17 protein-coding genes are annotated in these 21088 nt (G+C 62.9%); 14 read left to right on the top strand and 3 right to left on the bottom strand.

Annotated features, from left to right (window positions below):
* The first annotated feature begins 294 nt into the window (after nt 1-294).
* The 4 genes from ABSY17_RS23300 to ABSY17_RS23315 all read left to right on the top strand — a co-directional run bounded on the left by ABSY17_RS23300 (nt 295) and on the right by ABSY17_RS23315 (nt 6095).
* Complete coding sequence (locus ABSY17_RS23300; RefSeq protein WP_378946137.1) at nt 295-819, top strand: DUF1269 domain-containing protein; 525 nt, start codon at nt 295-297, stop codon at nt 817-819.
* Nucleotides 820-1110: 291 nt separating this feature from the next.
* On the top strand, nt 1111-2340 hold the full coding sequence (locus ABSY17_RS23305; RefSeq protein ID WP_378946140.1) for an efflux RND transporter periplasmic adaptor subunit: 1230 nt from the start codon (nt 1111-1113) through the stop codon (nt 2338-2340).
* 3 nt (nt 2341-2343) lie between these two features.
* Nucleotides 2344-5556 (top strand): efflux RND transporter permease subunit, encoded by a 3213-nt coding sequence (locus ABSY17_RS23310; protein ID WP_378946142.1) that lies wholly within the window; start codon nt 2344-2346, stop codon nt 5554-5556.
* A gap of 32 nt (nt 5557-5588) precedes the next feature.
* A complete protein-coding gene (locus ABSY17_RS23315) occupies nt 5589-6095 on the top strand; it encodes a glutelin (protein ID WP_378946145.1) in 507 nt (168 codons plus the stop codon).
* 41 nt (nt 6096-6136) lie between these two features.
* On the opposite strand, the gene ABSY17_RS23320 is transcribed toward ABSY17_RS23315, so the two are convergent.
* On the bottom strand, nt 6137-6367 hold the full coding sequence (locus ABSY17_RS23320) for a hypothetical protein (RefSeq protein ID WP_378946147.1): 231 nt from the start codon (nt 6365-6367) through the stop codon (nt 6137-6139).
* Between the two features lie 213 nt (nt 6368-6580).
* Here ABSY17_RS23320 and ABSY17_RS23325 point away from each other — a divergent pair, with 213 nt between their 5' ends.
* The 5 genes from ABSY17_RS23325 to ABSY17_RS23345 all read left to right on the top strand — a co-directional run bounded on the left by ABSY17_RS23325 (nt 6581) and on the right by ABSY17_RS23345 (nt 13576).
* Complete coding sequence (locus tag ABSY17_RS23325) at nt 6581-8383, top strand: adenylate cyclase (protein WP_378946149.1); 1803 nt, start codon at nt 6581-6583, stop codon at nt 8381-8383.
* Nucleotides 8384-8644: 261 nt separating this feature from the next.
* Nucleotides 8645-10351: an arylsulfatase gene (locus ABSY17_RS23330; RefSeq protein WP_378946152.1), complete on the top strand. Its 1707-nt coding sequence runs from the start codon at nt 8645-8647 to the stop codon at nt 10349-10351.
* 90 nt (nt 10352-10441) lie between these two features.
* Nucleotides 10442-11494 carry an HAD family hydrolase gene (locus tag ABSY17_RS23335; RefSeq protein WP_378946155.1) on the top strand — a complete coding sequence of 351 codons (1053 nt, stop codon included), beginning with the start codon at nt 10442-10444 and terminating at the stop codon, nt 11492-11494.
* 84 nt (nt 11495-11578) lie between these two features.
* Nucleotides 11579-11956, top strand: coding sequence for a hypothetical protein (locus ABSY17_RS23340; protein ID WP_378946161.1), 378 nt, complete (start codon nt 11579-11581; stop codon nt 11954-11956).
* A gap of 171 nt (nt 11957-12127) precedes the next feature.
* Nucleotides 12128-13576, top strand: coding sequence for a DUF1254 domain-containing protein (locus tag ABSY17_RS23345; protein WP_378946164.1), 1449 nt, complete (start codon nt 12128-12130; stop codon nt 13574-13576).
* A 34-nt stretch (nt 13577-13610) separates the two neighbouring features.
* Here the strand turns inward: ABSY17_RS23345 and ABSY17_RS23350 are convergent, their stop codons facing one another.
* Nucleotides 13611-15503: a bifunctional sugar phosphate isomerase/epimerase/4-hydroxyphenylpyruvate dioxygenase family protein gene (locus tag ABSY17_RS23350; RefSeq protein ID WP_378946166.1), complete on the bottom strand. Its 1893-nt coding sequence runs from the start codon at nt 15501-15503 to the stop codon at nt 13611-13613.
* 81 nt (nt 15504-15584) lie between these two features.
* The gene (locus ABSY17_RS23355) at nt 15585-16283 is read right to left on the bottom strand and encodes a TetR/AcrR family transcriptional regulator (RefSeq protein WP_378946169.1); all 699 of its coding nucleotides are present in this window, start codon (nt 16281-16283) and stop codon (nt 15585-15587) included.
* A gap of 150 nt (nt 16284-16433) precedes the next feature.
* Between ABSY17_RS23355 and ABSY17_RS23360 the strand changes: the two genes are divergently transcribed.
* The 5 genes from ABSY17_RS23360 (at nt 16434) to ABSY17_RS23380 (ending at nt 20898) form a co-directional block, all read left to right on the top strand.
* The gene (locus tag ABSY17_RS23360; protein ID WP_378946172.1) at nt 16434-17351 is read left to right on the top strand and encodes a shikimate dehydrogenase; all 918 of its coding nucleotides are present in this window, start codon (nt 16434-16436) and stop codon (nt 17349-17351) included.
* Nucleotides 17352-17555: 204 nt separating this feature from the next.
* Nucleotides 17556-18548 carry a TRAP transporter substrate-binding protein DctP gene (gene dctP, locus ABSY17_RS23365; RefSeq protein WP_378946175.1) on the top strand — a complete coding sequence of 331 codons (993 nt, stop codon included), beginning with the start codon at nt 17556-17558 and terminating at the stop codon, nt 18546-18548.
* A gap of 81 nt (nt 18549-18629) precedes the next feature.
* Nucleotides 18630-19148, top strand: coding sequence for a TRAP transporter small permease (locus ABSY17_RS23370; protein ID WP_378946177.1), 519 nt, complete (start codon nt 18630-18632; stop codon nt 19146-19148).
* Nucleotides 19145-20446 (top strand): TRAP transporter large permease, encoded by a 1302-nt coding sequence (locus tag ABSY17_RS23375; RefSeq protein ID WP_378946180.1) that lies wholly within the window; start codon nt 19145-19147, stop codon nt 20444-20446. Before ABSY17_RS23370 ends, ABSY17_RS23375 begins: the two co-directional genes overlap by 4 nt.
* Before the next feature lie 17 nt (nt 20447-20463).
* A complete protein-coding gene (locus ABSY17_RS23380; protein WP_378946183.1) occupies nt 20464-20898 on the top strand; it encodes a type II 3-dehydroquinate dehydratase in 435 nt (144 codons plus the stop codon).
* Nucleotides 20899-21088 lie beyond the last annotated feature (190 nt).

Below are 21088 nucleotides of genomic sequence, written 5' to 3' on the forward strand. Positions count from 1 at the left end.
CCATGACAGCGGTCACCTGTAGCGCGGTGGTCGCAGCAACCAGTGCCTTGTCTTCGTCCCGTCACCCAAGGGATCGGCAAGGGTCCGCAACCTGCCAGCGCTCACCGGCAGACCCAATGCCTGTGCCACCCTCGCCGCAAGATTTTGTTCCGCCGGGATATTTGACAACACAGGGCCGGGTCCTAGTTAGACTGGAAGCGGGGCAAAAGACCTTCCGCGCGCGCACAGCATGGCATGCCAGTTTGACAAAGCAATTCTTGGCTCGACGCCGCTTTGGCTAAAGGAGTGGTTCCCATGAGTGACCTCGTTTTCATCGCTTTCCCTGACGAGAAAAAGGCCGAGGAAGTTCGCCAGCGAGTGCTTGGTCTGCAACGGGAGTATCTGATCGAAATCGGGGACGCCGTGGTTGTCGTCAAGGATGCTGATGGCCGGATCAAGCTCAATCAGCTCATCAATTCGACCGCCATGGGCGCCGCTTCGGGAGCGCTATGGGGCACGCTGATCGGCTTCATTTTCCTCATGCCGCTTGTCGGCGCGGCGGTTGGCGCAGCGTCCGGAGCGCTCGGCGGCAAGCTCACCGACGTCGGCATCGACGACAACTTCATGAAGGATGCGGCCAGCGCCTTGCTGCCGGGCACCGCCGGGTTGTTCCTGCTCATCCGCAAGATGACCACGGACAAGGTCCTGGCCGATCTCAAGGGGATCGGCGGCACTGTCATGCGCACATCGCTCGATGAGAAGGCGGAGCAAGCCCTGCGCGACGCCATCTCCGCGCATGTGGCCACCGCCGACCCGGGTGAAACGCCCGCCGCCACCTGAACTGCCCGCAACAGCGGCGAAGGCGAGCCCAGACCTTCGCGCAGATGCTGGAGTTGAACGCCTACTCGCAACGGCAATCCGGGAATCTCATATGGCGGCAGACCACCAGTTCATCGCCCCTGATCGAGGTCTTGAGGCGGACGGAGCAAGGGCCGCGATCGCCGCCTTGGCTTTCGGGGCCGCACCTGTCGTGGTTGCGACAACCACCGAGTGGCAGCCTCCCTAGACCGGCAACGACGTTTTCCCAGGCCGTTTCAGCGGCCCGGCGCTGCGCATCGGGGGAGACCACCCATGGTCATCTTGTCGAAGAAACGTCATCCGATATGCGCACCCGCCGCGCCTCGGACCGGTCGTGCCTCGTTGCGCTCACCTGGCTGGACCCGCATCGTCGCCAGCGTGGCCGCACTCGCGCTGCTGACCTCCTGCGGCGACGAAAAGGCCAAGACGGCCGAGAGCGCGGCGCCGCCGCCGGTCCCCGTCACCGTCATCGAAGTGACCGAGCAGCCGACAAATCCCGGCCTGACCTTCGTCGGCCGCGTCCAGGCGATCGACAACGTCAACCTGATCGCGCGCGTGACAAGCTTCCTCAACAAGCGCCTGTTCACGGAAGGCCAGGCGGTAAAGAGCGGCGATCTGCTGTTCGTGCTTGAGAAGGACAATTTCCAGGCCGTCGTCGACTCCGCCCAGGCCAATCTCGAAAAGGCGCAAGTTGATGCCGACAACCTGGCCATCCAGGCCAAACGCGCCGAGGTGCTGGTCAAAGAGCGGACGATTTCCCAAGCAACGCTCGACGATCGCGTCGCCGCCCAGAAGCAGGCCGAGGCCGTGGTCCAGCAGGCCAGGGCGTCCCTTCAACAGGCGGAAATCAACCTCGGCTACACCGAAATCCGCGCGCCCTTCGGCGGCCGTATAGGAACGTCCAACTACAGCGTCGGCGCGCTGGTCAGTCCCACCAGCGGACCGCTGGCGACGATCGTCAGCCAGGATCCGATCTATGTGACCTTTCCGGTCAGCGACAGGACCATACTCGAAGTCACCGGTGGCAACCGCGCCAGTGCGACCACCTCAAACATTGCGGTGCACCTCAGGCTTGCCAGCAACCTGCCCTATCCTGAAGTCGGCACCATCGACTTCACCGGCATCAAGGTCGACCCCGCAACCGATACCGTGACAATCCGTGCCAAGTTTCCCAACCCGAAGAACACCTTGCTGGATGGCCAGTTCGTCCAGGTCTTCACCGAGAGCAAAAGTCCGGTCGAGGCGCTGCTGGTGCCGCAGAAGGCGGTGCTGACCGACCAGAGCGGCAACTTCGTGTTCACGGTCGGCGCGGACAACAAGGTCGTACAGCGGCAGATCACGCAAGGACAGACCTTCGGCAGCAACGTCGTCGTCCAGTCGGGGCTCAAGGCCGGCGACATGGTGGTCACCGAAGGGCTGCAGCGCATTCGCCCGGGCCAGCTGGTGGCGCCCGAGGCAATGTCGCCGCCCGCTTCCGACCATCAGCAACCGACGGGGAATTGAGCGATGCTGTCGTCCGTCTTCGTCGACCGGCCGCGCCTTGCCATCGTGATCGCCATCGTCATCACGCTTGCGGGACTGATCGCACTCACGCGCATTCCGGTGGCGCAGTTCCCCGACATCGTGCCGCCGCAGGTTTCGGTGACGGCGCGCTATCCGGGAGCAAGCGCGGAAGTGGTGGAGGCGAGCCTCGCACAGCCGATCGAAGCGCAGGTCAACGGCGTCGACGACATGATCTACATGAGCTCGATCAGCGGAAGCGACGGTTCCTACACGCTGACCGTGACCTTCGCCGTCGGCACCGATCCGAACCTCAACACCGTCAACGTGCAAAATCGCGTGAGGCTGGCCGAAACTAGCCTGCCCGAGGAGGTGACCCGGCTCGGCGTGACCGTCAAGAAACAGTCCTCGTCCTTCCTGCAGATCATCACGCTCTACTCGCCGGACGGGCGCTACGACGAGCTGTTCCTCAACAACTACGGCGTCATAAACGTCATCGACAGGCTGGCCCGCGTTACCGGCGTCGGCCTCGCGCAATCCTTCGGCACGCTGAACTACAGCATGCGCATATGGTTCAAGACCGACGTGTTGAGCAGCCTCCGTCTCACCCCCACCGACATCATCAACGCCGTCTCGAGCCAGAACGTACAGGCCGCCGTCGGTCGCCTCGGCGCTCCACCGATGTCGGACAATCAGCAGGTGCAGCTCAACCTGACGACACAGGGGCGGCTGACCGACGTCAAGGAATTCGAGCAGATCGTGGTACGGGCCAATCCCGACGGCTCGCTCGTGCGTCTCGGCGAGGTCGCGCGCGTCGAACTCGCCGGCCAGTCGTATGACACGATCGGCCGGCTGAACGGCAAGCCGGCGTCCGTCATTGCCGTCTATCAGTCGCCGGGGTCCAACGCCGTCGCCGCCGCCGCTGGCGTGCGTGAGGCCATGGCGGCGCTGAAGCAGAATTTTCCGGCCGGACTCGACTACAAGATCACCTACGACACCACTGTCTTCGTTTCCTCGACGATCCATGAAGTGATCAAGACGCTGATCGAGGCTTTTGTGCTGGTCGTCATCGTCGTGTTCATCTTCCTCGGCAACATCCGCGCGACCCTGATCCCGACTATCGCCGTGCCGGTTTCGCTGGTCGGCACCTTCGCCGTGCTGCTGGTGTTGGGTTTTTCGGCAAACACCGTCTCGCTGTTCGCCATGATCCTGGCCATTGGCATCGTGGTCGACGATGCCATCGTCGTGGTGGAGAATGTCGAGCGTGTCATGGCCGAGACCGGTCTGCCGCCGAAGGAGGCGACCAAACAGGCCATGGCCGAGATCACCGCGCCGATCATTGCGATCACGCTGGTGCTGCTTTCGGTGTTCGTGCCGGTGGGCTTCATTCCCGGCATCACCGGCGAACTCTACAAGCAGTTTGCGGTCACCGTTTCGGTGGCCATGCTGATCTCGGCGATCAACGCGCTGACGCTGAGCCCGGCATTGTGCGGGGTCCTGCTCAAGCAGGAACATGGCCATGGCAACAGCCTCTATGGCCGCGTCATGAACAAGCTGTCGCTGGGCATCGAGAAAATCAGCGACGGCTATGCCTTCATCGTGCGTCGGTTGGTGCGGGTCGCCTTTCTGTCGGTCCTGCTCGTCGCCGCCTTCGGAGGCGCGGCCTATGTGCTCAACAAGATCACCCCGACCGGCTTCCTGCCCGAAGAGGACCAGGGGCTGTTCTTCGTGCAGATCAACCTGCCCGCGGCAGCCTCGCAAAGCCGCACCGCAGTTGCCGTGGCCGATGTCGAGAACATGGTGCGCGACATCCCCGGCGTTGCCGACATTACCAGCGTCACCGGTTTCAGCTTCATCGACGGGCTGTCGGAATCGAATGCCGGCCTCCTGATCGTCGCACTGAAGCCCTTCGACGAGCGGATCAAGGAAAGGATCACCGTCTTCGATGTGATCGGTGAAGTGGCCCGGCGCACAGCATCAATGCGCACAGCCAATGTGATCCCCATCAACCTGCCGCCGATCATCGGCCTCGGTTCGTCGGGCGGGTTCCAGTATCAGCTCGAGGACCAGCAGGGGCGCTCGCCCCAGGAACTGGCCTCGGTCGCCCGCGCGCTGATCATCGCCGCCAATCAGAACCCGAAGCTGTCTCGTGTGTACACCACGTTTTCGACCGACACGCCGCAACTCTATCTGGATATCGATCGCAACAAGGCGCTTAGCCTTGGCGTATCCCCGATTACCATTTTCAACTCCCTGCAATCGACGCTCGGAGGATATTTCGTCAACAACTTCAATCTGTTCGGACGGACATGGCAGGTCCTGGTCCAGGGCGAGCAGCAGGATCGGAGAACCATCGAGGACGTCTACCGCATCTTCGTCAAGTCATCGCACGGCGACATGATACCGCTGCGCTCGCTGCTTGAGGTCGAACAGCGGCTGGGGCCGCTGTTCATCACGCGCTACAACAACTACCGAAGCGTCACCATCAACGGTAACGCCGCCCCGGGGGCCAGCTCCGGCGACGCATTGGCGGCGATGGCCGCCGTGTCCAAGGCGACCCTGCCTGCCGGCTACAGCTATGAATGGACCGGCACCGCGCTGCAGGAACTGCAGGCAGCCGGCCAGACCGGCATCATCCTGGGCTTGGCGGTACTGTTTGCCTATCTCTTCCTGGTCGCGCTCTACGAAAGCTGGACAATCCCCCTCGGCGTGCTGTTGTCCGTCATCGTCGGCCTGGTTGGCGCGCTTCTGGCGTTGCGGCTGACGGGACTGGCCAACGACGTCTACGCCCAGATCGGCATCGTCGTCCTGATTGCCCTCGCCAGCAAGAACGGCATCCTCATCGTCGAGTTCGCCAAGGAGCGACGCGAACAAGGCATGTCATTGCTCGAAGCGGCGGTCGTCGGTGCCCGGCAGCGCTTCCGCCCGGTGATGATGACGAGCTTCGCCTTCATACTGGGCCTGGTCCCGCTGGTGATCGCGGTCGGCGCCGCAGCGGCCAGCCGGCGTGCAGTCGGCACGTCGGTTTTCGGCGGCATGATCGCGGCATCGGCCATCGGTATTTTCCTGATTCCGATGCTCTATGTAGTGCTGGAGCGGGTGCGCGAATGGGGTCACGCTCACATCCTGCGCCAGCCGCTCTATGAGGAGACAGCCCCGGCCGGAGAAGCCGAAGACGCCGGTGAGCAAGCGCCCGCGCCAGCGCAGGTCCACGACTGACTTTCCTCAATCGGCAACGGGAAGGAAGAGAGATGTCCAGCAAAAAGCTATTCGCCGTTTCCCTGGCGTTCGCGATCGCAGCACCGCTGGCGGTCGACGGCGCTCATGCCGCCGGCTTTGTCTGCGCCTACAAGGAAGCGCCCAATGCACCGAAGAACATGGCTCCGGTGACCGGGCTGACCGCTGACATGACCCAGGTCCAAGCCCGCAAACGCCTCGCCGAACTGGTCGGCGACCTGGCCATTGCCAAGATGCCGCCGGCGCTGATCGTCGACCACCTCGTCTGGGCCTACTGCCCATTGGTGGCCAACGACAAGACCCTGACCGACGCCGAGAAGACCGCCCGGATGCGCCGCTTCGCCGCCACGGTGGCGGCCATGGTCTATGCCCCGGCAAGCGAGGCGGAGCTCGACATCCTCGTCGACCTGCCGATCGCCCCGGCAGTGCTGGGCCAGGTCGACAACGCGGCCAAGGCCGATGGCCTGTCGCGCGACGAATGGTTGAGGCTGGCCATCGAAAAGGCACTCGGCGCGCCTTGAGGCAAGCAGCGCGAAATGGCCGGCGGGCCAACAAATGCGCGCTAGATCGGCGGTTTCGGATACCTGCCATGCAAGGGAATGATGGCACTGGCATCGAGCGCCGCTTCGATCTCTGCGGCCAGTTCTCCGACCAGGGCGCGGTATTCTGCGGTCCGCTCCTCACGCAACGGATGGTCCGAACTTTCCCACCGCATCAGTTCTGCCTCGGCGTCGGCAAGATCGGCGCACAAAGAGTGGAACTCTTCGTCGCGCCCTGCCAATTCTTCGATCATCCTGCCGCGCGCAGGAAAGTGCCGTCTGGCTGCGGCCAAATTTTGATTCATATCAACGACGTCCCTGCTGCTTCGGCTATGCTCCGTAATTGGAATTGGCCACGGCACGCGCACGGTCCCGGCATGTTGGTGGATCGCTCGATCTTTGAGGAGTAGACTACGGTAGCCTACGCTTGCGGTGGGAGCCGCAAGTCTGGGCAGCGAGGGTCGGCAATGCGAATATTTGCGCAGACCGCTGCTCTTGCCGCTGCCCCCGCGGTGCGACCGCCTCCCTCGCAGGAAGAAATTCGCGTTCAACTCGAGCGGATTCTCTCAAGTCCTGAGTTTGCGGTTCCGGCGCGTGGCTGCGCCTTCCTGCGCTATGTCGTCGAGGAAACCCTGGCCGGGCGCAGCGCCTGGATCAAGGGCTACACCATAGCCATCGAAGTGTTCGGCCGCGACGAGACCTTTACCCAGGACGATCCCGTGGTGCGCATCGAGGCCGGCCGCCTGCGTCGGGCTCTCGAGCGCTACTACCTGGTTTCCGGACAAGACGATCCAATCCGCATCGACATTCCCAAAGGCGGATACGTTCCCCTGTTCACCTGGAATGCCGACAACCCCGAAGAAGCCGCCTTGGCCGAGACGACGGCGATGGCGGCGATTTCGAGCCTTGGCGCGCTGTCGCGGCAACGCGCCAGATGGCTCCTCCCGGCAGCCTCCCTGTTCCTCGCAGGCTTCTTGGTCGTTGCTTACTGGATGTCGGGCCTGCCGATGTCCGGGGCACCTTTGTCTTCCACATCACTCGGCCCTGAAGGGCCGACACTTGCGATCCTGCCATTCGAAGATCTCGGCGAGGGACGGGAATCGAGGCTCTACGCGCTCGGGCTGACCGAGGAACTTTTGAGCGCGCTGCCGCGCTTCAGGGAGATCACGGTATTCGGCCATGAGACGTCTGACGCTTTGACTCCACAGGTCGCTGCATCGAATGCCGGCGAGAAGCCCGCAGCCCGCTACCTGCTCGCCGGCGGCGTGCAGGTCTCCGGCGGCCGCGTTCGCATCACAGCGCGCCTGCTCGAAACCGCTACCGGCGCGATCTTGTGGTCGCAGACCTACGACGAGGATTTGCGCACGCGCGACCTGTTTGCCATTCAGTCCGATGTTGCCGCCAGGGTCGCCACCGTCGTCGCCCAGCCCTATGGCGTCATTGCCCAGGCGGATGCCGCCAATCCGCCGCCTGACGATCTCGACGCCTATCGCTGCACGCTGCAGTTCTACGCCTATCGCGCCGACTTGAATGCCGCACGGCATCTAGCGGTCCGCGACTGCCTGGAGCGCGCTATCGTCCGCTTTCCGACCTATGCCACCGCATGGTCGATGCTGTCGATCGCCTACCTCGACGAGGACCGGTTTGACTTCAATCCAAGGCCAGGAACGCCGGCGGCCTTGGAACGTGCGCTCACCACAGCGCAACGCGCCGTCGAGCTCGATGCGCGCAACATCCGCGCCCTTCAGGCCTTGATGACGGCCTTGTTCTTCAATCATCAGCTGTTGGAGTCGACCGAGGTGGGAGACCGGGCGCTCGCCCTCAATCCCAACGATACCGAGTTAATTGCCGAGTTCGGCACCCGACTCGCCCTGGGCGGACAATGGCAGCGCGGAGCCCAGCTGCTGCATGACGCGCTGGCGCGCAATCCCGGCGCATCGGGCTACCATCACGCCATGCTCGCATTCTCCGCCTACATGCTGGAGAACGACGTATTGGCTCTTGCCGAAATTCGGCAGGCCAGCCTTGATGCGTTGCCGCTCTTTCATCTGGTTGCGGCGGTCATCTACGCCCAGAGCGGCATGATGGACGAAGCCACCCGGGAAGGACAACAGTTCGTCAGCAAGCGCCCGGACTTCCTGCCCAACATCGAAACCGAGCTCGCAAAGCGCAATATCCGGGGCAAGGATCGGACCCGGATGATTGCCGGCATTCGCAAGGCCGGCCTGCCGCTCCCTTCGGATATCGAGGCCAGCGCATCACCGCCCTGACATGCAGGCGGAATCTCAAGACGCAACACGCTTGGCAAGCCGCTACCCAGAGCATACGTGATGTTACGGGCATCGAGGCGCCACAACGCCTACCGTGCATAGGCTGGGCATGTGCCCTGTCCGGACCCCGGCCCGTAGCGCCCGACACCCCGCGGTTCGAGCGCGACGTCCGGTTCGGCCAAACACGCCACGGAGATTATCTTCCCCCCCTTCCGGCCACTCGGAGCCGGCGCGCAGTCCACCACCAGAAGGATAGCCGTCATGAACCTAGGAAGCCTGAAATCCCTTGCGCTCGGCGTTGCATTGGCAGGCAGTTTCGTAGTGGCAGGCAGTTTCTTCACGCCGGCACATGCTGCGGAGAAGCCACCAAACATCCTGTTCATCATGGGTGACGACGTCGGTTGGTTCAACATCGGCGCCTACCATCGCGGCGTCATGTCCGGCAAGACGCCGAACCTCGACAAGCTCGCCTCCGAAGGCATGATGTTCACCGACTATTATGCCGAAGCCAGCTGCACCGCCGGCCGCGCCAATTTCATCACCGGCGAGTTGCCGATCCGCACCGGATTGACGACCGTGGGGCAGGCCGGTGCCGACGTGGGCATTCCGGCACAGGCAGTGACCCTTGCGACGGCGCTGAAGGCGCAGGGCTACGCAACCGGGCAGTTCGGCAAGAACCACCTAGGCGACCTGAACAAGTTCCTGCCGACGGTGCATGGCTTCGACGAGTTCTTCGGCTACCTCTATCACCTCGATGCCATGTCGGACCCGTACTGGTATTCATTCCCGAAGGATCAGGCCTATCGCGACAAGGTGGGCCCGCGCAATCTCGTGCATAGCTGGGCGACCGACACCGACGATCCCACGGTGATGCCGCGCTGGGGCGCGGTCGGCAAGCAGAAAATCGAGGACGAAGGTCCGCTGGCACCTTTCCCTGACATGTCGAACGTGCAGAACATGCACGACATCTCGCCCAAGGCGAAGTACGACATGACGACCTTCGACGAGGTTCTGGTCAAGGCGTCGAGCGACTTCATGGACAAGGCCAAGAAGGACGGCAAGCCGTTCTTCGTCTGGCACAACACCACGCGGATGCATGTCTGGACGTTCCTGTCGCCCAAGTACCAGGCGCTGATGAACAGCACGACCAACTACGGCCTGGAAGAGGGCGGCATGGCGCAACTGGATGACAGCGTCGGCGCGCTGCTGAAGCACGTCGAGGATATGGGCGAAGCCGACAACACCATCGTCATCTTCACCACCGACAACGGCGCGGAAGTCTTCACCTGGCCGGATGGCGGCATGACCCCGTTCAGGGCCACCAAGGGCACCGTCTCCGAAGGCGGTTTCCGGGTGCCGGCGATCATTCGCTGGCCAGGCCACGTAAAGCCCGGCACCATCGAGAACGGCATCTTTTCCGGCCTCGACTGGTTTCCGACGCTGATGAACGCTGCCGGCAATCCGAAAATCACCGAACAATTGCTGCAGGGCGTGGATCTTGGCGGCACCTCCTACAAGAACCATCTGGACGGCTTCGATCAGATGGCCTTGCTTACCGGCACGGGACCTTCGGCGCGGCATGAACTCTTCTACTTCGGCGGCGCGGAACTGGGCGCAATCCGTCTCGACGACTTCAAGTACATCTTCTACCAGCAGCCGGCCGGATGGCCGGGGCAGAAGACCACGACCGACATGCCAACGATCATCAACATCCGTCAGGATCCGTTCGAACGCACCCCGATGATATCGGGCGAAACCGCAGCGAACGGCGCCTTCGGCTACGGCAACGACTTCTTCGCCCGTGAGTTCTGGCGCTTCGTCTCTGTCCAGAAGGCGGCTTTGAAGCTGGCCCAGACGGCGATCGACTTCCCACCGATGCAGGACCCGGCGTCGTTCAACCTCTCGGCATTGAAGGCGCAGATCAATGCGATGGTCGAAAAGACCAAGTCCGGCCACATGGGCGACTAGGGCGGTTCCGGGGCTTGGATGAAATGGCGTGCGCCCCCACTGGGGCGCACGTCGCCGAACACGCCACATCGAAGCGATGGGAGAAGGCGCATGGCCAGGTTTTCACGACGCGCAATGCTCAAGCTTTCGGCCGTGTCGGCATTCGCCGCAGCCACTGCCTCCTCAGCCAAGGTCGAGACGACACCGGCAAGGACGTCCCCTCAAGCCGCCGCGACTCCGGCCGCCGATCCCTTGCCGTCGTGGAATGACGGCGCCACCAAGCAGTCGATCATAAAGTTCGTTGAGAAGGTGGCGAAGGAAGGCTCGCCCGACTTCGTGCCGGTCGACGAGCGCATTGCCACCTTCGACAATGATGGAACGCTGTGGGCCGAAAAGCCGCTCTATGTCCAGTTGCTGTTTGCGCTCGACCGCGTCAAGACGATCGCCAGGTACCATCCCGAATGGCAGGCCGAAGAACCCTTCGCCTCGCTGCTCAAGGGTAACGTCAAGGCCGCGCTCGGCGGCGGCGAACCGGCGATCATGAAGATCGTCATGGCCACACACTCAGGCATGACCACCGAAGAGTTCAACCTGATCGTCAAGGACTGGATCGCCACCGCCAGGAACCCGGCGAAGAAGCAGCTCTTTACCGACATGGTCTATGTGCCGATGCTGGAGCTGCTGGCCTATATGCGCTCCAACGACTTCAAGACCTTCATCGTCTCCGGCGGCGGCAGCGATTTCATGCGGCCGTGGACGGAGAGGATCTATGGCATCCCGCCCGACCAGGTCTTCGGCTCCAGCGGCAAGACCAAATTCGAGATGCGTGACGGCATTCCGGTCCTGATGCGCTTGCCGGAGATCAACTTCATCGATGACAAGGGCGGCAAGCCGGTTGGCATCCACCAGTTCATTGGCCGGCGCCCGATCGCTGCCTTCGGCAATTCGGACGGCGACCTGCAAATGCTTCAGTGGACCACGGTAGGGCAAAGTCCGCGCTTCGGCCTCATCGTCCACCACACCGATGCCGAGCGCGAATGGGCATATGACCGCCACTCCGACGTCGGCCGGCTCGACAAGGCGCTCGACGCGGCGGCGGTCAACAAGTGGACCGTCGTCGACATGAAGAACGACTGGAACAAGGTGTTTGCCTTCGAGAGCTGAATGGGCGGCGCCAGGCCCCCACCAGGCCCGCTGAGCGGCGTGACACGATCAAGTGCGCCGATTGTCAACCGGACAGGGATGATCATGCCGTTCGCATGGTTGCTTGCGATCGCCGCCCTTGTCGAGGCCGTCACCGGCATCGCTCTGATCGCAATTCCAGATGCGGTGGTGCAGTTGCTTCTTGGCCAGGGGCTGACGGGGACCGGGCTGGCCGTCGGTCGTCTCACCGGGATCGCGCTGCTTGCGCTCGGCATCGGCGCCTGGGTCGGCCGGCTGGAAGATGGCAGGACCGCGACATCAGCAGCGATGCTCGTCTACAACGTCCTTGCGGCCATCTATCTGCTTTATCTCGGGCTCGACGGTGCGCTGGTTGGAAAACTGTTGTGGCCGGCGGTGGCGATCCATGCGGTGCTTGGCCTGCTGTTCGTTCGCGCTTGGTTTTCGCAGCGGCCCCGGCAATAGGCACATGCCGGCCTGGCGACGCAATCGCAGCCAAACCGTAACGACGAAGACAGCCTAGATACAGATGCTACCCGAACCTACGGGCGGGCCTAAGTCAAAGTCGCTAGCGTCGCAGGCACTGTCGGTCCCCCCGCACCTCAACCGCAAGATTTAAAGCGAAGGAGAAGAACCGTGGTTGCTCTGGTCAGTCGTCGCCTGGTGATCAAGCTCACGCTGTCGGCGGCAAGCCTTTGGCCGTTTGCGCCTGCATTCGCCTTCGCCGACACGCCGCTGACCGAAAGCGAAATCAACGACATCGCCATGTCGGCCTATCTCTATTTCTACCCGCTGATCTCCATCGATGTGACGCGAAAGCAGTTCACCAACGTCGAGGCGGGCAAGGAGTTCGGCAAGGGACCGATGAATACGATCACCAACATCCCGGAATATCCGCCGGCCAACTTCAAGGGCGTGGTGCGGCCCAATTTCGACACGCTGTATTCCATTGCGTGGCTGGACCTCACGGAGGAGCCGATGGTGCTGTCGGTACCCGACACCAATGGCCGCTACTATCTGATGCCGATGCTCGACATGTGGAGCGACGTGTTCGCGTCACCCGGCTGGCGAACCACGGGAACGGGTGCCGGCACCTTCGTCATTGCCCCGCAAGGTTGGGAAGTAGATGGCCTGCCCGACGGCGCGCAGGTCATCGAGGCGCCCACGCCCTATGTCTGGATCATCGGTCGCACCAAGACCGACGGCCCCCAGGACTACGACGCGGTCCACAAGATCCAGGCGGGATATCGTGTCGCGCCGCTGTCGAAATTCGGCACCGACTACACCCCGCCACCCGTCAAGATCGATCCCAACATCGACATGACGACGCCGCCGCGGCTGATCGTCGACACGATGTCGGGCGAGAACTATTTCACCTATGCCGCGGACCTGCTGAAGGACATCCCGCCGCATGTGACGGATGCGCCGATCATCGCCCAGCTTGAACGTCTCGGCTTTGTGGCAGGCGAGCCCCTGGACTTTGCCAAGCTGGACCCGCAGGTCCAGAAGGCCTTTGCCGGAGCGCCGACTGCCGGGCAAAGTCTGATGAAGTGGAAGGGTCCGAGCCTCGCGCGCGTGGCAAATGGCTGGTCGATGAACACCGACACGATGGGCGTCTACGGCAACTACTATCTCAAGCGGGCCATGATCGCCCAGCAGGGCCTTGGCGCCAACCTGCCGGAAGACGCGATCTATCCCCTCAATCTGACCGATAGCGAAGGCCAGCCGCTCGAGGGTGGCAACACCTATCGCATTCACTTCGACAAGAGCCAGATACCCCCGGCCATGGCGTTCTGGTCGATCACGCTCTACGACAACGAGGGTTTCCAGGTCGCCAATGAACTGGACCGCTACGCGCTGAGCAGCTGGATGCCCTTCACCTACAATGCCGACGGCTCGCTCGACCTGTATTTCCAAAACGAGCCGCCGGGCCAGGGGCTCGAGAACAACTGGCTTCTCGCCCCCAAGGGCCCGTTCAATCTCACCATGCGGCTCTATGCACCGGCAAGCAATGCGCTCACCGGCAAATGGAACCCGCCGCCTATCCTGCGGGGGCCGATCAGCAGCCCGATCACGGCACAGTGACGTCCACGTCGGGACCGGCGGTGACTTTGGACCACTACAGTCGCGGCATGCCCTTCGGACGCAACTGCCGCTTCTGCGCGGCGATGCGGAACGGCGCGTTGGGGGCGCCGTAACCCCTGTAGCCGCCACGCCGCTCGACAATCTCGAAGATGAAGCCCTCACCCCAGGTCGGGGCGTAGAGCTGGAAATATTCGCTGTGTTCGTCGCGGTCATAGAGGATGTTTTCGTCCCGCAGCCTGTCGGCCAGATCGGGCTCAAGGCCGAAACGGGCCTCGACGTCGTCATAGTAGTTGGCGGAAATCGACAGCGGCGCAAAGCCGCGCGCCTTGAGTGCCGCGGCGGTTTCGAAAATGTCGTCGCAGGCAAAGGCCAGATGCTGCACGCTCGAGCCGAAATTCTCGGCGATGAAGCGGCCGGCGAGCGTGCGCCGGTTCTCGGCACCGTTGAGGGTGAGCCGCAGCGAGCCGTCCCCGTTCTCGATGGCCTGGCTGCGCACGATGCCGGAGGGGTCGATGACGTCGACGAGCGGGGCTTTGTGCGTCTGGAAGATCGAGGTGTAGAACAACAGCCAGGTCAGCATCTCGCCATGGTCCATCGTCTGTCCGACGTGATCGATGCGGGTCAGGCCGCCTACCTGGGGGGCTGCGCCGACTTCGACCGCTGGGAATTCGACCTCCCAAACCCGGGACAGCTGCGACTTGTCGTCGATGAAGTAGATGACGCTGCCGCCGACGCCGCGAATGGCCGGGATGCGCAACTCGCCCTGGCCCACGGGCTGCTCGAACGGCTCGGCGCCAAGCTGGCGGGCCCGATCGACGGTCGCCTGCGCATCCTCGACCTTGAGGCCGATGGCACAGACGGACGTGCCGTGAACCACGAAGGAGGAGTGAGCGAAGCCTTCCTTCTGGGTGTTGACCACGATGTTGATGCCGCCTTGCCGGTACAGCGAGACGTCCTTGGAGACGTGGCGGCCGACCTTGCTGAAACCCAGGCACTGCAACAGCTGATCGATCTCGTCCGCACCGGACCGGTCGGCGGCGAATTCGACGAACTCGACGCCGTGAACGGCGATGCGATCGGGCATTTCGGGCATCGAAACGCGCAGGGCGAGCTCGGCGCGGCGCACCTGGTCCATCAGGTTGACCAGCGAGCGCTTGCCATCGAGTGCGATCGACCTCGCCGAGCCGCCACGAAACGCGTCGTTGAAAATCTCCAGCGACAGGTAGCCGTCGTAGCCGGTGGCGGAAACCGCCTGCATGAATTCGCGCACCGGCAGGTCGCCCTCGCCCGGCATGTTGCGGTAATGGCGGCTCCAGTAGAGCAGGTCCATGTCGATCGCCGGCGCATCGGCAAGCTGAACGATGAAGATCTTGTCCTTGGGTATCGAACGTATCGACGAGACCTCGATACGGCGCGCCAGCGTGTGAAATGAATCGAGGATCAGGCCGATGTTGGGGTGATCGGCCCGGCGCACGATCTCCCAGGCGTCACGGTGGTCGTTGACGTGCTTGCCCCAGGCCAGCGCCTCGTAGCCGACGCGCAGGCCGCGTTTGGCGGCTCGCTCGCCAAGTTCGCGAAAATCGGCCGCCGCACGGTCGATGCCGCCCAGCGAGACGGGCGAGACGCTCGAACATACCAGCATCAGGTCGGTGCCGAGCTCGTGCATGACGTCGAACTTGCGCTCGGCGCGATCGAACGCGCGGGCCCGCTGCGGCTCGGGTAAACCCTCGAAATCGCGGAACGGCTGGAACAGCGTGACTTCCAGTCCGGCATCGCGCGCCATCTTTCCGGCATCGCGAGGCGAACCGTCGAAGGCGACCAGGTCGTTCTCGAAAATCTCGATGCCGTCGAACCCCGCCGCGGCGATGGCCGCCAGCTTCTCCGCGAAATCCCCGCTTATCGAGACCGTAGCGATCGAAGTCTTCACCTGCCCCCTCCCGGTGCGCATAATGTACGAACTAGTTCGTTTACACTATGCCAGCGCCCGGCAGGTATCAAGGTGGCGCAGTCAGCCCCGCGTCGGCCCCTCGTTTCGCATCACGAAGCGAACCACCATGTCGACCGAATTGCGCCGCAGCCGCGCCAATTGCTCTTCGGTGCCGAAATCACGGCCGAAGATCTTGGAGAATGTCGCCCGGTTGGAAACGTTGAAAAAGCACAGCGCGCTGACCTGCCAGTGCAGTTCGACCGGGTCGATCCCTTCGCGAAACACACCCTCGGCGACGCCACGCGCATAGATCCGCGCGATGTGGTCGATGGCCGTGACGTTCAACTCGCGGATGGCTTCGGAGCGCTCGAGATACTGGCCGTGGTGAATGTTCTCGATCATCACCATGCGAATGAATTCTTCATGCTGGTGATGGTGGTCGAAGGTGAATTCGACCAGCCGCGACAGCGCCTCGACGGGAGGCAGACCCTCGATGTCGAGCTTGGCCTCGCCCTCGCGGACCATGCGGTAGGCGTTCTCCAGCGCGGAGAGGTACAGGCCTTCCTTGTCGCCGAAGTAATAATAGATCATCCGCTTGCTCGAGCGCGTGCGCGCTGCAATCTCGTCGATCCGCGCGCCCGACAGCCCGTTCAGCGCGAACTCCTCGGAGGCGATTTCGAGGATGTTCTGGCGGGTGCCTTCGGGGTCCTGGTGGCGCGTCGCCTCACCCCTGGCCTTGCGCCGGCTCCTGGCCGGGCCCGCCTTCATTTCACTGTCCATTGCGCCCCTCGGCTCCGGTCGTTGACTAAACTAACCAGTTCGTACATTGTTCTTCACATCAGGCGAAGCCATTTACCGGCCAAGCCCGTACAAAGACAAGAGCGGTGCCAAGGTGCTGCCGAACCGCAGGAACATGCGGGGTGGGAGGGAATGTTGCAGCTTACGGACGATTCGTTCGTCGACATGCTCGGGCGTCTCGTAGCGAGGCCCTGCGATGCAAGTGTTGCGTCGGGCGCCGTGCTGATCGGACTGGTGGGGCGTGGTATCCAGTTGTCGCGTTCGCCGATCATGCACGAGCGCGAAGGCGCCCGCCTCGGCATGAGCTACAGCTACATCCTCATCGATTTCGACAAGCTCGGCCTGGATGACGACGCGCTGGGCGGCATCATTTCGGCGGCCGAGGAGATAGGCTTTGCCGGGCTGAACGTCACCCACCCGTTCAAGCAGAGCGTAATCCAGCATCTTGACGGACTGGCGCCCGAGGCATCGGCGATCGGCGCGGTCAACACGGTGGTCTTGTCAGGCGGCGTGCGCCAGGGCCACAATACCGACAGCTGGGGCTTTGCCGAGAGTTTTCGCGACGGGATGGGGCAATGTTCGCTGAACCGCGTCGTGCAGTTCGGCGCCGGCGGTGCGGGTGCCGCCGTCGCCTATGCGCTGATCGAACTCGGCGTCGACGAATTGCAGATCATCGACAGCGCCCCAGAGCGGGCGCGCCAGCTGGCAGACAGGATGACGGCGCGCTTCGGCACGCGCGTCCGCGCCGAGACAGACGTCGCCGCCGCGCTGGCGGCCGCAGACGGCATCGTCAACACCACACCCGTGGGGATGGCCAAGTATCCCGGCATGCCGTTTCCTTCCAGCTTGCTGACTGCGCGCCACTGGGTCGCCGAGATCATCTACTTCCCGCAGGAAACCGAACTTCTCAAGCAGGCCGGTGCGCTGGGCTGCCGCACGCTCGCCGGAACCGGCATGGCCGTCTACCAGGCAGTTCGCGCCTTCGAGCTGTTCACCGGCAGGGCGCCCGACCGCGCGGCGATGGTCGGCCATTTCAAGGCTGCGTCATGACCGGGGCGCCCGGCCATCGGGATGCCTCTTCAAGGGCGCTGGGCTTGATCCCTGCACGCCCGATATCGGCGCTTTCCGCGCCGTTTCGAACAAGGAGTGTCTGGAATCGTCACTCTCCGAGGGATGGCCGGAGGGGATGATTGAAAGAATCAATGCGCTCTGATGGCGCTTGAGCAACGGGATGGAATTCAAGGGAGGAAAACCATGACACTGAATGCAACACGCAGGCAATTTCTGATCGGTACGGCACTTGCCGCCACGGCCGTGGCCACGACGTGGCCGGCGCTGGCGCAGGACAAGCCCAAGCTACGCTTTTCGGCGGTGTTTTCGGAGCAGGACATCCGCGCCCAAATGATGAAGAAGTTCTCGGACGCCACGGCCGAGAACTTCACCTTCGAGGGCTACTACGGCGGCAACCTGTTCAAGCAGGGCACCGAACTCGTCGCCCTGCAGCGCGGCAACCTCGAGATGGGCAACATCGCACCGCAGGACATTGCCAAGCAGGTCCCGGCCTGGTCGATCGTGACCGCCGCCTATCTGTTCCGCGACGCGGCCCACCTCAAGGCGTTCTTTGCCAGCGACCTCGGCGCGGAGCTGAAGAAGATGGCCTCCGACCAGCTCGGCATCCATGTTCTCGGCCCGACCTATTTCGGCGCCCGCCAGGTCGGCCTCAAGCCCGACACGAAGATCACCACGCCCGCCGACATGGCTGGCATCAAGCTGCGCATGCCGGGCGGCGACTCGTGGCAGTTCCTCGGCACAGCACTCGGCGCCAATCCGACGGCCATGGCCTATGCCGAGGTCTACACCGGCCTGCAGACCGGCGCGATCGACGGCCAGGACAACCCGCTGCCCAACGTCGAGAACATGAAGTTCTACGAAGTCATGTCGCAGATCGTGCTGACCTCGCATCTCGTCGGCTTCGACCTGCTGGTCGTCTCGAACAAGGTGTGGGACGCGATGAACCCCGAGCAGCAGGCCAAGTTCCAGGCCGCAGCTGACGCTGCCATCGACTTCAGCACCGAAGCCCACCTCACCCGCGAGAAGGAACTGGTGGAACTGTTCAAGGGCAAGGGGCTCAAGGTCTATGAGCCCGACGTCGCCGCGTTCCGCAAATTCGCGCAGGAAAAGTACCTGGCTTCCGATCTGGCCAAGGACTGGCCGGCCGGGATGGTCGACAAGATCAACGCGCTTTGAGCCGGCGATCGCGGCGGGCACACAGCCCGCCGCCCACCGCCCTTTCCCCGGGCAAAAATCAGCTTTCGCGGGAGGATCGCCTTGCCCTCTTCATATCGCAGCCTCGGCGGCTGGCTCTATCGCCGTGCGGAAAACGTGCTTGCCGCGATGCTTGTCGCCATGTTCGCCGCCTTCCTTGTGCAGATCGTGTTCCGCTACATGCTCAACCTGCCGATCGGCTGGGCGAATGAGATCAGCGTCGTCTTATGGATATGGCTGGTGCTGTGGGGTGCGGCCTTCGTCGTGCGCGAGGAAGAGGAAATCCGCTTCGACCTCTTTTATGCCGCAGCCAGGCCGCGGGTACGGCGCATCATGTTCCTTGTCGCGGCATTGTCGCTGCTGGCGCTCTACACGATCTCGTTTCCGGCCGTGCTCGACTATGTGATGTTCATGAAGGTCGAAAAGACCGCGTATCTCAAGATCCGCATGGACTGGCTGTTTTCGATCTATATCGTCTTCGTCATAGCCATCATCGCCCGCTATCTCTGGCTCTCCTGGCAAGCCATGTTCGGCAAGGCGCCACAGGAGTTCGACCCCATCAAGGCAGGATCGGGCGTATGAACCTCGCAAGTCCATTTTCCGTTTCCGTCGTCGCGATCACCGCCCTTGCATTCCTTGGACTGCCCATCGGGCACTCGATGATCGCCGGCTCGATCCTGTATCTGCTGCTTGCCGGCCTCGACATGGGAACCGCCGCCGAGCAGTTCCTCAACGGCATGTATTCCAACTACATCATCCTGGCGGTGCCGCTGTTCATTCTGGCAGCCGAACTGATGAACATCGGCTCGATGACCGAACGGCTGCTGCGCTTCTGTGATGCGTTCGTTGGCCGTTTCCGCGGCGGTCTCGCCCATGTCAACATCGTCCAAAGCATCATCTTCGCCGGCATGTCGGGCTCGGCCATCGCCGATGCCGCCGGCACCGGCAAGATGATGCAGATGATGATGACCAAGGACGGCAAATACACGCCAAGCTATGCGGCGGCGCTGACGGCGGCGACGGCCGTCATCGGTCCGATCATTCCGCCATCGATCCCGATGGTCATCTACGCGCTCGTCTCGGACGCCTCGATCGGCTATCTGTTTTTGGGCGGCATGATACCGGGCCTTCTGATGGCGGCATCGCAGATGGCGATCGTCGCCTACCAGGCCAATCGCCACGATTTCCCGGTCGAGGCACCGACACCGCTGCGCGAACTGCCGGGCATCACCTGGCGGGCATTCCCGTCGCTGATGATGCCCGTCGTTCTTCTGGGCGGCATCTATTCGGGCATCACCACGCCGACCGAGGCGGCGGCCGTTGCCGCAGCCTATGCGCTGATCATTTCGGTGATCCTCTATCGCAGCGTCAGTTTTGCCGATTTCTACCGCTCGGTGCTGGCCAGTGCGCGCACCACCGCCTCGATCGGCATGCTGATCGCCGGGGCGCTCGTGTTTAACTATGTCGTGACGGTCGAAAACATCCCCGATTCGCTGAAGGTCATCCTTACCAGCTGGGATCTGTCGCCAACGGGCTTCCTGATCCTCGTCAACATCCTGCTTTTGCTGCTCGGCTGCGTTCTGGAAGGGACGACCATCCTGCTCGTCATCGTGCCGGTACTCATTCCGACCGCGCAAGCACTCGGCATCGACATGGTGCATCTCGGCGTCGTGATCGTGGTCAACATCATGCTCGGGCTGGTGACGCCGCCCTACGGCCTGCTTCTGTTCATCATGACGCGCATCGCCGAGGTGCCGCTCAGGGACATCGTCCGCGACGTGCTGCCGTTCCTCTGGGCGATGATCGCTTCGCTCGGGCTGATCACCTTCTTCCCCTCGCTGGTGCTGTGGCTGCCCCGGCTGCTCGGCTACCAGGGCTGAATTCGATGGAGAGCAACTTGTCCAAGCCGATCTTCGTTCTCAACGGCCCCAATCTCAACCGGCTCGGCAAGCGCGAGCCGGAGATCTACGGAACCACCACGCTCGCCGAGGTCGAGGCCATGTGCCGGGCGGCCGCAAGCGGGCGGCCACTCCGCTTTCACCAGTCGAATTTCGAAGGCGAAATCATCAACTGGATCCACGAGGCGATCGACGAGAAGGCGGGCATCGTCATCAATCCAGCCGCTTTGACCTTCACCTCGATCGCCATTCTCGACGCCCTGAAGATGTCGGCCGGCCCGATCATCGAGCTGCACATCTCCAACATCCACCGGCGCGAGGCCTACTACCACAATTCCTTCGTCTCCAAGATCGCCACGGCGGTGATCGCCGGGCTGGGGCCTAACGGTTATCCGACCGCGGTGCGCGCCATGTCCGAACTGCTGGGCGACTGACGCGCCCCGGCTATCTTCGATGGCATTGATTGAACTTGGTGCGAGCGAAAGCCCTCGCACCAAAGCCGTCGCCGTGCACCTCTCCGGTTTCGACTGTCAGTCCGGCAATGGATTGACGAATGCATGGGCAAGCGGAAGAAATCGCCCCTGAACAGGAGAGCTTCCGCTGCCACTACATTTAGGTGCCTCG

The sequence above is a fragment of the Mesorhizobium sp. ANAO-SY3R2 genome (genome assembly GCF_042466635.1).
GTDB lineage: Bacteria > Pseudomonadota > Alphaproteobacteria > Rhizobiales > Rhizobiaceae > Aminobacter.

Excerpts from the sequence above, each read along its gene's own strand:
- ABSY17_RS23300 (WP_378946137.1), top strand. The coding sequence starts at position 295 with ATGAGTGACCTCGTTTTCATCGCTTTCCCTGACGAGAAAAAGGCCGAG.
- ABSY17_RS23305 (WP_378946140.1), top strand. The coding sequence starts at position 1,111 with ATGGTCATCTTGTCGAAGAAACGTCATCCGATATGCGCACCCGCCGCG.
- ABSY17_RS23310 (WP_378946142.1), top strand. The coding sequence starts at position 2,344 with ATGCTGTCGTCCGTCTTCGTCGACCGGCCGCGCCTTGCCATCGTGATC.
- ABSY17_RS23315 (WP_378946145.1), top strand. The coding sequence starts at position 5,589 with ATGTCCAGCAAAAAGCTATTCGCCGTTTCCCTGGCGTTCGCGATCGCA.
- ABSY17_RS23320 (WP_378946147.1), bottom strand. The coding sequence starts at position 6,367 with ATGATCGAAGAATTGGCAGGGCGCGACGAAGAGTTCCACTCTTTGTGC.
- ABSY17_RS23325 (WP_378946149.1), top strand. The coding sequence starts at position 6,581 with ATGCGAATATTTGCGCAGACCGCTGCTCTTGCCGCTGCCCCCGCGGTG.
- ABSY17_RS23330 (WP_378946152.1), top strand. The coding sequence starts at position 8,645 with ATGAACCTAGGAAGCCTGAAATCCCTTGCGCTCGGCGTTGCATTGGCA.
- ABSY17_RS23335 (WP_378946155.1), top strand. The coding sequence starts at position 10,442 with ATGGCCAGGTTTTCACGACGCGCAATGCTCAAGCTTTCGGCCGTGTCG.
- ABSY17_RS23340 (WP_378946161.1), top strand. The coding sequence starts at position 11,579 with ATGCCGTTCGCATGGTTGCTTGCGATCGCCGCCCTTGTCGAGGCCGTC.
- ABSY17_RS23355 (WP_378946169.1), bottom strand. The coding sequence starts at position 16,283 with ATGGACAGTGAAATGAAGGCGGGCCCGGCCAGGAGCCGGCGCAAGGCC.
- ABSY17_RS23360 (WP_378946172.1), top strand. The coding sequence starts at position 16,434 with ATGTTGCAGCTTACGGACGATTCGTTCGTCGACATGCTCGGGCGTCTC.
- dctP (WP_378946175.1), top strand. The coding sequence starts at position 17,556 with ATGACACTGAATGCAACACGCAGGCAATTTCTGATCGGTACGGCACTT.
- ABSY17_RS23375 (WP_378946180.1), top strand. The coding sequence starts at position 19,145 with ATGAACCTCGCAAGTCCATTTTCCGTTTCCGTCGTCGCGATCACCGCC.